Origin of the sequence: Labrenzia sp. C1B70 (assembly GCF_000475395.1) — a bacterium.
Classification (GTDB): domain Bacteria; phylum Pseudomonadota; class Alphaproteobacteria; order Rhizobiales; family Stappiaceae; genus Roseibium; species Roseibium algicola.
This window is the reverse complement of record NZ_AXCE01000006.1, coordinates 241869-255682: the sequence shown is the minus strand read 5'-3', so window position 1 is coordinate 255682 and position 13814 is coordinate 241869. Positions and strand designations below refer to the sequence as shown.

13 protein-coding genes are annotated in these 13814 nt (G+C 59.1%); 8 read left to right on the top strand and 5 right to left on the bottom strand.

All coding sequences use genetic code 11. The features are described 5' to 3' along the window. Positions 1–28: 28 nt before the first annotated feature. Entirely contained in the window at positions 29–1645 is a 1617-nt protein-coding gene (locus tag Q666_RS42925) for a Na/Pi symporter (protein ID WP_031270742.1), read from the top strand. A 31-nt stretch (positions 1646–1676) separates the two neighbouring features. On the opposite strand, the gene Q666_RS42920 is transcribed toward Q666_RS42925, so the two are convergent. The 3 genes from Q666_RS42920 to Q666_RS42910 are packed head-to-tail and all read right to left on the bottom strand — an operon-like array spanning position 1677 to position 4574. Further along, positions 1677–2435 carry an ABC transporter ATP-binding protein gene (locus Q666_RS42920; RefSeq protein ID WP_023004015.1) on the bottom strand — a complete coding sequence of 253 codons (759 nt, stop codon included), beginning with the start codon at positions 2433–2435 and terminating at the stop codon, positions 1677–1679. Further along, the gene (locus Q666_RS42915) at positions 2429–3493 is read right to left on the bottom strand and encodes an iron ABC transporter permease (protein ID WP_023004014.1); all 1065 of its coding nucleotides are present in this window, start codon (positions 3491–3493) and stop codon (positions 2429–2431) included. Before Q666_RS42915 ends, Q666_RS42920 begins: the two co-directional genes overlap by 7 nt. A gap of 1 nt (position 3494) precedes the next feature. Next, on the bottom strand, positions 3495–4574 hold the full coding sequence (locus Q666_RS42910) for an ABC transporter substrate-binding protein (protein ID WP_023004013.1): 1080 nt from the start codon (positions 4572–4574) through the stop codon (positions 3495–3497). 187 nt (positions 4575–4761) lie between these two features. On the opposite strand from Q666_RS42910, the gene Q666_RS42905 reads away from it, so the two are divergent. Then, the gene (locus Q666_RS42905; protein WP_023004012.1) at positions 4762–5559 is read left to right on the top strand and encodes a class I SAM-dependent methyltransferase; all 798 of its coding nucleotides are present in this window, start codon (positions 4762–4764) and stop codon (positions 5557–5559) included. Positions 5560–5933: 374 nt separating this feature from the next. Continuing rightward, the gene (locus Q666_RS42900; RefSeq protein WP_161633291.1) at positions 5934–6839 is read left to right on the top strand and encodes a FecR family protein; all 906 of its coding nucleotides are present in this window, start codon (positions 5934–5936) and stop codon (positions 6837–6839) included. 30 nt (positions 6840–6869) lie between these two features. Here Q666_RS42900 and Q666_RS42895 read toward each other — a convergent pair whose 3' ends face one another. Continuing rightward, positions 6870–7607, bottom strand: coding sequence for a GntR family transcriptional regulator (locus tag Q666_RS42895; protein ID WP_023004010.1), 738 nt, complete (start codon positions 7605–7607; stop codon positions 6870–6872). A 259-nt stretch (positions 7608–7866) separates the two neighbouring features. On the opposite strand from Q666_RS42895, the gene Q666_RS42890 reads away from it, so the two are divergent. From Q666_RS42890 to Q666_RS42870, 5 genes are all read left to right on the top strand, one after another. After that, positions 7867–8859 (top strand): ABC transporter ATP-binding protein, encoded by a 993-nt coding sequence (locus Q666_RS42890; protein ID WP_023004009.1) that lies wholly within the window; start codon positions 7867–7869, stop codon positions 8857–8859. A 65-nt stretch (positions 8860–8924) separates the two neighbouring features. Further along, positions 8925–10235, top strand: a complete 1311-nt coding sequence (locus tag Q666_RS42885; RefSeq protein ID WP_023014488.1) for an extracellular solute-binding protein — start codon at positions 8925–8927, stop codon at positions 10233–10235. A 196-nt stretch (positions 10236–10431) separates the two neighbouring features. After that, on the top strand, positions 10432–11268 hold the full coding sequence (locus tag Q666_RS42880; RefSeq protein ID WP_031270739.1) for an ABC transporter permease: 837 nt from the start codon (positions 10432–10434) through the stop codon (positions 11266–11268). A 2-nt stretch (positions 11269–11270) separates the two neighbouring features. Further along, positions 11271–12110, top strand: coding sequence for an ABC transporter permease (locus Q666_RS42875; RefSeq protein WP_023004006.1), 840 nt, complete (start codon positions 11271–11273; stop codon positions 12108–12110). Between the two features lie 8 nt (positions 12111–12118). Then, positions 12119–12781, top strand: coding sequence for an aspartate/glutamate racemase family protein (locus Q666_RS42870; protein WP_023004005.1), 663 nt, complete (start codon positions 12119–12121; stop codon positions 12779–12781). Positions 12782–12798: 17 nt separating this feature from the next. Here Q666_RS42870 and Q666_RS42865 read toward each other — a convergent pair whose 3' ends face one another. After that, a complete protein-coding gene (locus Q666_RS42865) occupies positions 12799–13692 on the bottom strand; it encodes a LysR family transcriptional regulator (RefSeq protein WP_023004004.1) in 894 nt (297 codons plus the stop codon). Positions 13693–13814: the final 122 nt, after the last annotated feature.

The window sequence follows — 13814 nt, the reverse complement described above, 5'->3', positions numbered from 1 at the left end:
CACTTAACCTGTCGGATAACGTGCCTGCATGTTTTTGAGTTTCATGTCCGCGCTTGGTGGCGTCGGGTTGTTTCTGATCGGTATGCTGCTACTGACCGACGGGCTGAAAGCCCTGGCGGCACAGCGCATGCGCGACGTGTTGTCCAGGTTTACCTCAACGCCCTTGTCGGGCGCCGTGACGGGTGCTCTCACCACCGCAGTCATCCAGTCATCCAGTGCAACCACAGTTGCCGCTGTCGGCTTTGTCGCTTCCGGCCTCCTCACCTTTCCCCAGGCGCTCGGCGTCATCTTCGGTGCCAACGTCGGCACGACCCTGACAGGGTGGCTGGTTGCGGTTCTCGGCTTCAAGCTGGATCTTGGCCAGATCGCCCTGCCCTTCGTGTTTTTTGGCGCGATTGCGCGGCTGGCATTCCGTGGCCGGATCGCACTCACAGGCCAGGCGCTCGCGGGCTTTTGCCTGATCTTTATCGGCATCGAACACATGAAAGACGGTCTGGACGCCTTCAGCGGCGTGGTAACCCCGACCGACTTTCCGCCGGACACACTCTTCGGCCGGCTGCAGCTGGTGTTGATCGGCATGCTGATCACCGTCGTGACACAGTCCTCCAGCGCAGGCGTTGCAACGGCGCTGGCTGCGCTTGGTGCCGGTGCGATCAACTTTCCACAAGCAGCGGCGCTGGTAATCGGCATGGACGTCGGAACCACATTTACGGCAGCTTTGGCGACCATCGGCGGTGGCACCATGGCCCGACGTACGGGCTATGCGCATGTGATCTACAACGTCATGACCGGTGTCATGGCGTTTTTCCTTTTAGGGCCGTTTCAGCTTGTGGCCGGCGCGTTGACCGGAAACGGCGACAGCCAGATTGCGCTTGTCGCATTTCACAGTTTCTTCAATGCGCTCGGCGTCGTCTTGGTGCTTCCACTTGCGCGGCCATTCGCCCGGCTGATCGAACATCTCGTTCCCGAAAAAGGCTCCGATCTGACCAGCCGTCTGGATCCGCTCGTGTTGCGGGACCCGCACGCAGCCGCGTCCCTGGCGGGGCAGACCGTCGCACATCTGGAAACCTTGATCATCGAACGCCTGCGCAATCGGTTGGGCGCAAAGTCATCTGCTTATGAAGAACTGGATCGGGAGGACCTGGCCAAGGCCATCGCAGAAGCACGGACATATCTGGACAAGATCATCGTTCCGCCGAACGACATGGCCTTTCAGGAGGAACTGAAAGGCCTGTTTCACATTCTCGACCATTTGAGCCGCCTTCTCTACCGTTGCGACCAGCGGCAGAGGATCGACGAGCTGTCCTTGGATCACCGGCTCAAGCGCCTGGCGGGCCTGCTTCTCGGCGTCACGGACATTTCCACCAGGCAGAAGGACGCCAAGACACAGGAGAAGACGCTGGACCGGTTGCGGCTGCTGATGCGCCGACAACGCCGCCTCAATCGTGACCGGCTGATTGCAATGGCCGCTGCCGATGAGGTCCCGGCGGAAACAGTCTGGCTGAAACTGGATGCCCTGCGCTGGCTGCACAGGGTTTCCTATCACCTGTGGCGGATCCGGTTGCACCAGAATGTGCTTCTGGATGCGAACCGGGATCTGGCCTCGACCGTCGAAGAAGCCCGCATAGACGTCGACCAGGATTGATCAGCGTTGGCCATCGGCCGATCACGCGCCGTCAGGCAGCGGACCGGTCGATGATGACGTGATTTTCTCCGCGCGAACAGGCCTCCACGCGCGCCTCCACACGGTAGATGTCACGCAGCATCGCTGACGTGATGACATCTTCGGACGGGCCGGCGGCAACGAGACGCCCTTCGGCAATCACCATGGTGTTCCGACAGAACCGCAGGGCATGATTGAGATCGTGCAAGGCAATCAGAACCAGGGTGCCCTGGCGGCGTGCCAGATCGCGCATAAAGTTCAGAACCTCGACCTGCCGGTAGAGATCCAGCGCGGAGGTCGGTTCGTCCATCATCAAAACTTCCGGACGGCGTACCAGTGCCTGCGCAATCGAAACCAGCTGACGCTGACCGCCGGAGAGTTCGCCAAGGTTCCGGAACGCCAGGCTATCGATCTGAAGCGCCTTAAGGATCTGGTCGATTTCGACGAGTTCAGAGTCCTTTACACGCCAGCCCTCACCCTGTTTGGCAGCCAGAAGAACGGATTCATAAACCGTCAGGACGGCATTGGCGTGGGTATCCTGGGGCATGTAGCGGATAGCATCCCGGGGCGCTGCCCGGTTGCCGGCCAGCACGACATCGCCGGGGCCTTTCAATAGACCGGAGATGCGCTTGAACAAGGTCGATTTGCCTGCTGCGTTGGGACCGATCACCGCCGTCAGTTCACCGCCGGAGAAGACCGGCGTCGTGACCCCTTCGACCGCGAGATTGGAGCCATAGCGTGCGCCAACCCCTTTCAGCTGCAACGTTACCATGACTGCCTCCGGTCCGCGAAAATGAGCGCGAAGAAGAATGGAACGCCAACAAGCGCGGTGATGACGCCGATGGGCAGGATCGCCCCCGGAAGTATGATCTTGGAAACGACCGAAGTTGCCGACAGCATCAAGGAACCGCACAAGATGGCCGCAGGCAGGAAGAAACGCTGGTCTTCTCCGACCAGCATCCGGGCAATGTGCGGTCCGACAAGCCCGACGAACCCGATCGTCCCGACAAAGGACACGGGGATCGCCGCCAGCAGGCTGACGCCGAGCAGCGTTTTCAGCCGAAGCGACCTGATGTTGACGCCGAAACTCGCCGCCTTGACGTCGCCGAGCCGAAGGGCTGTCAGAGCCCAGGAATGCCGCGCGAAGAACGGCACGCAGACAACAAGAATGATGAAGGTCGCCAGAACCTTGCCCCATGTCGCCTTGGTCAGCGACCCCATGGTCCAGAAGACGACCGCAGCCAGCGCCTGTTCGGAAGCAAGATATTCCAGCAGCGACAGCAGGGCGTTGAACGTGAACACCAATGCGATCCCCAGAAGAACGATGGTCTGAACAGTCACGCCCCGTACAGTGGACAGCAGATAGATGAACAGCGAAGCCGCCATGGCCATCAGGAAAGCATTGATCGGGACCATGTATTGCACAGCGGCCGGAAAGATCGCGACGCCGGCGACAAGACCCAGGGCCGCGCCAAAGCTGGCAGCAGCGGAGATGCCTAGCGTGAAGGGGCTGGCCAGCGGGTTGGCAAGGATCGTCTGCATCTGCGCACCCGCAAGGGACAGGCAGGCCCCAACGGTGATCGCCATCAGCGCGATCGGCATGCGAATGTCCCATAGGACGACGCGTGTCTGCAGATCGGCGCCGTACGGATTAACCAGGGCGGAAAGCACTTCCGACAGCGGATAGCGGGCCGGTCCGAGGGCCAGATCCAAAGAAAAGCTGAACGCCAGAGCGACGATCAGCCCGCAAATAACCAGAATGCGCCTGAACGCAAGGGCGCGGTAAAGACCGCGCCCCTCCTCAGCCGGAATGATTTCCGAAACCGCCATCTTATTTACTCGAGTTCAGCGAAACGAAGTAGCCTGGCCGGTAGTCGATCGGCAGGAAGCGGTCGTGCAATTCCTGGAAAGTCGCTTCCGGGTCAAGGTCAGCAAAGAGCTCCGGATGCAGCCATTTGGCGATCTGCTGAACAGCGACGAACTGGTAAGGGCTGTTGTAGAACTGGTGCCAGATGGCATGGACATTGTTGTCCCGGACCGCCTTGACGCCAGTAAAGCCCGGACGTTCCATCAGGCCCGCCAGCTTGTCTGCAGATACTTCCGGATCCGCGCCGGCGCCGACACCAACCCAATTCCCGCCGGGAACATACAGCTCCCAGTTTGCACCGGTCACAATGATCTGGTCCGGATCGGACGCGATGATCTGCTCCGGGTTGACGGTGCCGAAGGTGCCGGGAATGATCTCGGCAGCCATGTTGATGCCACCGGCCATTTCAACCATCTTGCCGAAATTCTCATTTCCGAACGACATGCAGCAATCATCGGAATAGCCGCCTGCACGCTCCACGAACACAACGGGTTTCGCGAGATCTGACTGTGCCGCCAGCTTGTCGGTCACCTTGGCGATCTCGGCTGCCCGGAATTCGATGAATTCCTCGGCCTTGTCTTCCTTGCCGTAGAGCTTGCCGATCAGGCGCATGGACGGCTCGGTGTTTTCCATCGGCTTTTCGCGGAAGTCGACATAGACAACCGGAATGCCGACCTTGCCGAGTTTCTCGATGTAGCCGCCTTCTTCGGTGGCAACCTTGGCGTCGAGGTTCAGGATGATCACGTCCGGCTGGAGTGCAACGGCCTGCTCGACATCGAAAGTGCCGTTCTTCATGCCGCCGAAAGTCGGCAGATCGGCCATTTCCGGGTACTTCTCGAGATACTGATGGTATCCGTCGTTGTCCGCCTTCTCGAAATCGTCTCGCCAGCCGACGACACGTTTGAAGGGGTCTTCACCATCCAGCGCGGCGGTGAAATAGATCTGGCGCCCCTCGCCCAGGATGACCTTTTCCACCGGCACTTCGACCTCGACCTCACGGCCGGTAATATCCGTGACCGTTACCACGTCGCCGGCAAGTGCCATTGCCGGAAGAAAAGTAGCCGTTACCAGCAAAGATGCTGCCAAGCTTTTGATTTTGCTCACATCCGCCTCGATTTTTTATTGAGGTTATAAGTTGAGTTTTAAATTCTTGTTTTTCGTATTTTTCCTGAGTATATGAGTCAAGAATTATCTTTTGGAATGGTTCCAAGCAACCGGAGCAATACGCCTGATGAGCGACGCAGACACACTCTCGAATTTCGATCTGCGTGAAGAAATCAAGGAATACTGGGGCAAGCGGGCCGAGACCTTCGACACCCAGCCGGGCCACGAGATTTTTTCCGACGAAGAGCACACCGCCTGGATAAGGCTGTTCGAAAAGCATCTGGGCCCGGGCGGCTCCAGGCGCGTTCTTGACCTTGCTTCCGGAACCGGCGTTATCTCGCACCTGCTCGACGACCTCGGCTTTGAGGTGACCGGGATGGACTGGGCGGAACCCATGCTTGCCAAGGCCCGAGAAAAGGCGAGGAAACGCGGGCGCACGATCCGCTTTCTGCTTGGCGATGCCGAACGCACGATGGAAGCGTCTGAAAGCTACGATGCCATAACGTGCCGGCACCTTGTCTGGACCCTGGTCGATCCTGCGGCCGCCTTTGCGGAATGGCACCGGGTGCTGAAACCGGGAGGACAGCTGCTCGTCGTCGACGGAGACTTTGTCAATCCTGGCTGGTTCGCAAAGTTGCTTGCAACGTTTTCAAAAACTCGTGCTCGCTTTGGATTGCTCGCGCAACCGGAAGCAAAGCCGGCAGACATGATGGAAACACATCGCAGCATCCTGTCCCGCGTTCATTTCTCGAGGGGAGCAAGGGCAGAAGCAGTCGTGGAACTATTGCGACAGGCCGGTTTCACTCAAATCGTTGTCGATACGGACCTGAAAGCCGTTCACCGGGCACAACGGCGTCACCTGCCTTTCTTCAAGGGTCTGGAAAGGGCAACGCAGCACCGCTACGCAATCTGTGCCAGGAAATGAACCACCTGACCTGGGTTGCCGATTTGAATACCAAACCAACTATTCTTGACATGGTGAAAGAATTATTACCTTCAGTACAGCAGAAGAAATAAAGTCAACTCAAAACACATAGGTCAAACTATTTAAACTTACAATTGCAAGAATAAATTGAACCTTTATTCTTCACCCTACGTTAAGCCGGTATCGATAAGAGTGCATGACAACACAACTATCGAGTATTGCCGATGCACGCCGGCCACGCTGTTTACTGCCTTCCTTTTAACAGCCTTCCGGCTTTGCGCAGGACGCTGAAAACTCGTGCCGCAGCTGTTCTGCTGACTCTGCTGCTTATTCCCCTGTCTGCAGGACTGACAAAAGCTTTTGCAGCCGAATGGGTGATCACACGGATTTCCGGAACGGTTTATCTGGTCGCACCAGGCATTCAGGCGCACCGGGCCCGCAAGGGGATGGCACTTCACAAGGGCCATACCATTGCGACGCGAAAGGGCGCACGCGCTGTGCTTCAGCGAGGCAACGACAGCATCACGGTCGGCCCGAATACGGAATTTGCGCTATCGCAATATCGCAGCAACGACAGCCAGACCACGCTGCTTCAACGCAAGGGAACGATCGATGTCGATGTCGAGACCCGCGGCAGACCGTTTTTCAGGGTTGAGACGCCTTATCTTGCAGCCGTCGTCAAGGGAACCCGTTTTTCGGTAACCGTAACCGGCAACGAAAGTCAGGTTTCGGTTCAGCGCGGCGTCGTTGGTGTTCAGGATCTCGCATCCGGGCAGCAAAGCGACCTGCGCGCAGGCCAAAGCGTCCAAAGCGCACCGGGGAAGTTCAACGGTCTCAAATCCGTCGGCAAGAGCCGCGCCGCCATCCAGCAAGGTACACCTGGCAAGCCCAGCTTCGGCGATACCCCGGCAAGCCTCTCACCTGCGGGCTCAAAAGCTCAGAACACCGCCACCAGCGGGCGTGACAATGCCGCCAGCGGTAGCGGCAACGCAAATGCCTCCTCTGGTAACTCGGGTGATCGCGGGCCGAGTGGTAACGCCAATGGGAACTCAAGCGGAAACTCAGGCGCAAATTCTGGCGGAAACTCTGGTGCAAATTCCAGCGGAAGCTCTGGCGGTAACGCCGGTTCCGGTTCTGGTAACGCCGGTTCCGCAGGCGCATCAAACAGCGGCGGGGCAAGCGCCGGCGCGTCAGCTGGCGGGGCCAGCGCAGGCGCATCCGCCGGAAGCGGTGGCGCAAACGCAAATGCCGGTGGCGCCGGAGCTTCTGCCGGACGCTAACCTTCTCTCGCTCTTTCCGAGTTCCGCTCTTCAGCCGTTGCCGAGCGCTTCTCCCAGAGAGCGGCCGAGGGCTGACTTCTCTCGCAAATCCAGACCGGAATGCAGATCGACGATGTGGCTCTTCTGGATCTTCTCGGCTGCTGCGCCGTCGCGCTTTTCAAAGGCATTCATCAGGGCATGATGAGAGTGGCTTTCACAGGCAGTGTCTGAGCGTTTCCAGTAAAGAGCGATGATCAGCGAAGAGCGCGAGATCAGTGATCGGATCATGCCGGCGAACACCCGATGGTCGGCGATATCCGCAATCTCCGTATGAAAGCTTCCGGACAGGAACAGCGCCTTGCCCATGTCACCGGCATGAAGAGCTGCATGTTCCGCATCCAGATGTGCGTGCAACTGCGCGAGCTGCCTGTCGGTGATGAAATCGGCTGCCAGCCTGGCCACGGCAGGCTCGATCAGCGCACGGGCCTGAAACACCTCGTGGGCTTCGCGGATCGACGGCTTTGCGACGAAGGCACCACGGTTCTTTTCCATGGCGACCAGCCCGGAATGGGCGAGTGCCTGCAACGCAGCGCGCACGACGGTACGGCTGACGCCATAAATTTCGCCCACCTCATCCTCAGACAGTTTCAGCCCCGGTGTCAGTTTGTGTTGCAGAATGGCAGTCTGAAGCTTCAGGCAGATTTCAAGGGCCCGGCCCTGAGGTAGGGCGAAGACTTCATGCAGCTTGCTGCGTTGATCAAGATCGGCTGTGGTCACAGGTTTGGTCATTTTTCTTGAAGTGCCCAATGGGGGTTGAGCGGTGCCTTGATCCTACTCCCCGCCACCCGAAGCGGCAATCTAGGATCGTATACAATTTTTGTTCATATCGTATTTAATTTGCCAAAATATTGTGCACTTTTACCGATGAGAATTTACTCATCGCTCCACCTTCTCATCAGGATCTCCGGAATTCCGCCAGTTTTTCGCGTTGGCACGGCACTTGCTGTCTCAGGAGCCGAAAACGGTTTTCTGAAGGAGACGTCCGGCCATGGCGAAGTCCCTGGACCTTGAACTGGCAGCCACCACCAAGATCTACGGCGAGACCATTGCGGTCGACGCGATCAATCACAAATTCGCCGCCGGCACCTATTCTTGCCTGCTCGGGCCATCGGGATGCGGCAAGTCTTCAACTCTGCGAATGATCGCCGGCCATGAGAGCGTCTCCACCGGCGACATCGTTCTTGGCGGCACCAACATCACCGATCTTCCACCTGCCCGGCGCGGCACGGCGATGATGTTCCAGAACTATGCGCTGTTTCCGCATCTGTCCGTGGTCGATAACGTCGCCTTTTCCCAGAAGATGAAGGGTGTCGAAAAACCGGTCCGGCTCAAGAAGGCCCGTCAGTTGCTGGAACTGGTGGATATGGCAGCCTATGCGGAACGGCTGCCTTCGCAGCTCTCCGGCGGTCAGCAGCAACGTGTTGCCCTGGCCCGTGCCCTGATTACCGAACCTTCCGTGCTTCTGCTTGACGAACCGCTGTCGGCACTCGATCCGTTCCTGCGTATCAAGATGCGGCTCGAGTTGAAGAAGCTGCAGCGCGAGCTCGGCATTTCCTTCATCCACGTCACGCACAGCCAGGACGAAGCCCTCGCGCTGGCCGACGACATCATCGTCATGAACGGCGGCAAGATCGAACAGGCAGGCAGCCCGCGCGACGTGTTCAATACGCCAACAACCGAGTTCGTCGCCCGCTTCATCGGCGGCCACAACGTGCTGCAGCAGAAAGGCGCTTCGGTCGCGCTGCGGGCAGACAGGTTGAGGGTGAAAAAGGCGGCCGGAGAGGACGGCGCCGTTCTGACGGCCTTCGTCAAGGACGTCGAATACCTCGGCTCCACCGTCAATCTCGCGCTTGATGCGGGGGGCGCCGGCGATCTGACGGCCGCACTCACCGACGAAGCCTTTTTCCAGGACCCGATCGAAATCGGCGCAACCGTCTTCCTGACATGGAAGCCGGAAGACGCACACCAACTGGCTGCCTGAAGGCTGCCGATCGAAGGCCTTCTCCCGAGGCCGAACAAACTCCAGAGGGGAACAGGAGTAAGAACATGACAGATACAGTGGGAAAAACTGAACAGATGACCAAGAAAGGCGTCAGCCGCCGCAGCATCCTGAAAGGCGGCGCTGCAGCTGCCGGTGCGGCCCTGGGTTCGGGAGCCATCACCGGCTTCCCGACCATCTGGGCACAGAACATCAAGGACGTGACCCTGCGCCAGTTCGGCACCGGCGTTTCCAACCTCAACGAAGTGGCGCAGAAGGTGAAGGAAGATCTCGGCTTCACCCTGGAAATGACCGCTCTGGACAGTGACGCCGTCACCCAGCGTGCGGCGACCCAGCCGGACAGCTTCGACATTGCGGACATCGAATACTGGATCTGCAAGAAGGTCTGGCCGACCGGCAACCTGCAGGCAATGGACACCTCCAAGATCAAGAACTACGACAAGATCGTCGGCATCTTCAAAAGCGGCAAGCTGACGCCGGAATCCGTGATCGCACAGGGCACCGCTCCGCACACGGTCGGCTTTGTCGACGGTCCGGACGGCAAGGCGTTCGCCACCGAAGAAACCGGCTGGATGACACTCATCCCGACCATCTACAACGCCGACACACTCGGCATCCGTCCGGACCTGATCGGCCGCCCGATCGAAAGCTGGACCGAACTGCTGAACCCGGAATTCAAGGGCAAGGCATCGATCCTCGACATCTCTTCCATCGGCATCATGGATGCGGCCATGGTTTGCGAAGCCATGGGCGAAATCCAGTATGGCGACAAGGGCAACATGACCCGCGAAGAGATCGACAAGACCATGGCGATCTTCACCGAAGCCAAGAAAAACGGCCAGTTCCGTGCCTTCTGGAAGACCTTCGACGAAAGCGTCAACCTGATGGCGTCCGGCGAAGTCGTGATCCAGTCCATGTGGTCTCCGGCAATCACCGCCGTGAAGTCCCGCGGCATCGATTGCGTCTATCAGCCGCTTAAGGAAGGCTACCGGTCGTGGGGTGGTGGCATCGGTCTCTCCAAGAGCTTGACCGGCCTCGAACTGGAAGCAGCCTACGAATACATCAACTGGTATCTCGACGGCTGGGTCGGCGGCTTCCTGATGCGCCAGGGCTACTACTCGGCCGTGCCGGAAACCTCCAAGAACCACATGGACGAGAACGAGTGGGGTTACTGGTTCGAAGGCAAGGAAGCCACCGGCGACATCACCAACCCGTTCGGTGACGTTCTGGCGAAAGCCGGCGAAACCCGCGACGGCGGCTCGTTCTACGAGCGCATGGGTGCCGTTGCCTGCTGGAACGCTGTCATGGACGAGAACCAGTACATGGTTCGCAAGTGGAACGAGTTCATCGCCGCCTGAGGCTGAGCCGACACACTGGTGCCCGGGAAACTTTTCCCGGGCACTTCAAGACACCCGGGGCGAGCATGACACCCGCCTTCTCTACTTACCGGACCCGACCTTCATGACGGATCAGACACAGTCCATTTCCAGCGTGGCCCCGGCTGCGAAAGCTCGTGCTAAGGCTCCCTTCAGCCTCAGCCGCCTGCCCGATGCCATGACCGGCTGGCTACTGTCGCTGCCTCTGGCGCTGGTGCTGTTCTTCTTCCTGGTTCTGCCGATTGCCATGATCGTCGTGGTGAGTTTCTGGGGGGCGACGGAATTCTCGATCTACCCGGCCTTCCAGTTCGACAACTACGAATTCCTGCTGACGTCTCCGGTGACCTACCAGGTGTTCTTCAACACGGTGAAATACGCGCTGATCACCTGGGCGATCACGCTGGTGATCGGGTTTACCGTTGCCTATTTCCTCGCCTTTCACGTGCGCACGCTGACCTGGCAGATCGTTCTGTTTCTGTTGTGCACGATCCCGTTCTGGACATCCAACATCATCCGCATGATTTCCTGGATCCCGTTCCTGGGCCGCAACGGCATCGCCAATTCCACGTTGATCTCGATGGGCGTCATAGACGAGCCGCTGGATTGGCTGCTCTTTTCCGACTTTTCGGTGATCCTGGCCTTTGTCCACCTCTACACGCTGTTCATGGTGGTTCCGATCTTCAACACCATGATGCGTATCGACCGCTCGCTGATCGAGGCAGCCTATGACAATGGCGCCACCGGTCTGCAGACACTCACCAACGTCATCATTCCGCTGACCAAACCCGGCATCATGATCGGTTCCATTTTTGTCGTCACGCTGGTGATGGGCGACTTCATTACCGTGCGCTTCATGTCCGGCAGCCAGAAGGCCAATGTCGGCAGGTTGATCTCCAATGACATCGCGCTTTTGCAATATCCCTCTGCCGCGGCAACAGCGGTCATCCTGCTGATCACGGTGCTTCTGGTGATCTCGATCCTGCTGCGCTTCGTCGACATCCGGAAGGAGCTCTGATCATGGAAAAACGTTCCCGCCCCTTCTATGCGCTTGCCGCGTTCTTTGGCCTTTTCCTGGTTTTCCTCTATGGCCCGACAGTCACCATCGCGATCCTGAGTTTTCAGGGACCGCAGGGCGGGCTGACCTTCCCGATGCGCGGCGTCTCGCTGCACTGGTTCCACGACCTGTTCGAACAACAGGCCGTCGGGGATATCTGGGGCAGTTTCTCGCGCTCGCTCGTTCTTGGTCTCATGGTCATGGTGACAACGGTCGTTGTCTCCGTCATGGGCGGCCTTGCCTTCCGCAAACGGTTTCCCGGGTCCGGTGCGATCTTCTATCTGATCATCACCTCACTGGTGATCCCGTCGATCCTGGTTTCGCTCGGCGTCGGCCTGATCTTCTCTCAATCCGGCCTTGCCGTACATTGGTCGACCTCGGGCTTCGGCGCGCAGCTGACGTGGACCTTGCCCTTCGGCCTATTGATCATGTTCGCGGTTTTCAACCGTTTCGACAAATCCTACGAGGAAGCCGCACGCGACCAGGGCGCAAGCGCCTGGCAGACTGTCCGTCATGTCGTGCTGCCGATAATCGCGCCGATGCTGATCGGGGTCGCCCTGTTCGGTTTCACCCTGTCCTATGACGAGTTTGCCCGCACGCTTCTGACGGCCGGCAGCTACAACACGCTGCCGCTGGAAATCTACGGCATGACAACAAACGTCACGACGCCGGTGATCTTTGCGCTCGGCACTCTGACAACCGCCTTCTCCTTCGGCATCATCGGCCTGTTCCTCGCCATTGTCGTCATCCTGAACAAACGCAGGTCACGGCACGGCTCGGATGCCGGAAAGGGCATGGTCTAGGGCCTTACATGCGCGACATACACATCCTCGTCATCAATCCGAATTCCACGGCTTCAATGACGCAGAAGATCGCGGCGGCTGCTCGCGCCGCAGCCGGTCCCTTCAGCCGGATTACGGCCATCAATCCACTGGAGGGACCGGCAGCCATTCAGGGACCAGCGGATGGCGAGGCTGCCCTGCCCGGCCTGTTCGATCTCTTCGAGCGCTCGCTCAAGACCGACCCAAGCATCAGCGCGGTCATCATCGCATGTTTCGACGATACCGGCCTTTGGGAACTGAAGGCGAAATCCCGCGTCCCGGTGGTTGGCATCGGCGAGGCGGCCTACCATGTTGCCTCCGTGGCGGCCGAACGGTTTTCGGTGGTTACCACCTTGTCCGTCTCCGTACCGGTGCTGGAAGAGAACCTGCAGCGCACCGGCCTTGCCGCCCGATGTGTCAGGGTGCGTGCATCGGACGTACCGGTTCTCGAACTGGAAAACCCCGAGAGCGATGCCCGGCACAAGATCGAGGCGGAAATCCAGGCCGCTCTGAGACTGGACGGCATTGGCGCAATCGCACTCGGTTGCGCGGGCATGGCGGATCTGGCCGCCGACCTGACGGCGCAATTCAAGGTACCCGTCATTGATGGTGTAGCGTCCGCTGTGCGCCTTGCAGAGGCGATCACCGCCTAGGCGCGCCCTCTCGCCTGCTAGTGGTCCAGAATGTCGTCCGCCTCCGTACGGAAGCTTTCCACGGCGGAAAAGAAAACGTCGAACAGCATGCTGCGCTCGTCACCGAGCGAGAAAACCACTTCCTCGTATTGGCGTTGCATGTCCGAGACCGGAACCCGGTGAACGACATCGGTTCGACCGGTTCCGAACCGCCACATGAAACCGACCCCGAGGCCATTGACCACTGCTTCATAAACCGCGTCACGGGTGTCCAGTGTCAAAAGAGGCGAAGGCTCGAATCCGGCAGAACGAAAGGCCCTGTCGACCACCCGTTGGGTGGAGGATCCCCTTGTCCGGAAAATCAGGGGTTCGGCCATCAGCCGTTCGCAGGTCACGGCCGCCTCCCGGGAAAGCGGGCTGTCGGGATGGACGATGGCAACGACATTCTGCCTTGCAAGCAAGGCGCGCCGGAAACGGCCATCCGCAGGCACATCCGGCAGCACACCAATGTCGACTTCGCGGGTCAGCACTGCCCGCGTGATCCGCTCATGCGAACCTGTTTCCACCGCGATTTCGATGCCCGGATGCCGCTTGAGAAACTGCGCGATCAACGCCATGCCCGGCATCGAATTTCCCAATCCGATTTTCAAACGACCATTCAGCAAGGTGTTGTGGCGGGTCAAAAGCCGTGTTGCTGCGCGTTCGGCTTCTGCCATTCGTTCGGCGACATCGCATAGCTCGTTGCACAGCGGTGTTGGCGACAACACACCGTTTTTCCGGTCGAACAGGCGTACGCCGAATTCCGCTTCAAGGTCTTTCACATGACGCGCGACGGCCGGCTGCGAAATCTTCAGCGCCCGTGCCGCTGCAGCATATGAGCCTCCGGACGCGACCGCGTTCACGGCCCGAATGCGCGACAGGGAAAGTGTCATTCCAGGTTTTCTCCGATTAGCAAAGCCAAAGGTTTGATCACCTCAAACCATAGGTTCGCTCTGTTACGGCAGCGTCACAGAGTGACGACAATTTGATTGCGATTTCAGCGGGCCACGCCAAC

Excerpts from the sequence above, each read along its gene's own strand:
- Q666_RS42925 (WP_031270742.1), top strand. The coding sequence starts at position 29 with ATGTTTTTGAGTTTCATGTCCGCGCTTGGTGGCGTCGGGTTGTTTCTG.
- Q666_RS42920 (WP_023004015.1), bottom strand. The coding sequence starts at position 2,435 with ATGGTAACGTTGCAGCTGAAAGGGGTTGGCGCACGCTATGGCTCCAAT.
- Q666_RS42915 (WP_023004014.1), bottom strand. The coding sequence starts at position 3,493 with ATGGCGGTTTCGGAAATCATTCCGGCTGAGGAGGGGCGCGGTCTTTAC.
- Q666_RS42910 (WP_023004013.1), bottom strand. The coding sequence starts at position 4,574 with ATGGCACTTGCCGGCGACGTGGTAACGGTCACGGATATTACCGGCCGT.
- Q666_RS42905 (WP_023004012.1), top strand. The coding sequence starts at position 4,762 with ATGAGCGACGCAGACACACTCTCGAATTTCGATCTGCGTGAAGAAATC.
- Q666_RS42895 (WP_023004010.1), bottom strand. The coding sequence starts at position 7,607 with ATGACCAAACCTGTGACCACAGCCGATCTTGATCAACGCAGCAAGCTG.
- Q666_RS42890 (WP_023004009.1), top strand. The coding sequence starts at position 7,867 with ATGGCGAAGTCCCTGGACCTTGAACTGGCAGCCACCACCAAGATCTAC.
- Q666_RS42885 (WP_023014488.1), top strand. The coding sequence starts at position 8,925 with ATGACAGATACAGTGGGAAAAACTGAACAGATGACCAAGAAAGGCGTC.
- Q666_RS42880 (WP_031270739.1), top strand. The coding sequence starts at position 10,432 with ATGACCGGCTGGCTACTGTCGCTGCCTCTGGCGCTGGTGCTGTTCTTC.
- Q666_RS42875 (WP_023004006.1), top strand. The coding sequence starts at position 11,271 with ATGGAAAAACGTTCCCGCCCCTTCTATGCGCTTGCCGCGTTCTTTGGC.
- Q666_RS42870 (WP_023004005.1), top strand. The coding sequence starts at position 12,119 with ATGCGCGACATACACATCCTCGTCATCAATCCGAATTCCACGGCTTCA.
- Q666_RS42865 (WP_023004004.1), bottom strand. The coding sequence starts at position 13,692 with ATGACACTTTCCCTGTCGCGCATTCGGGCCGTGAACGCGGTCGCGTCC.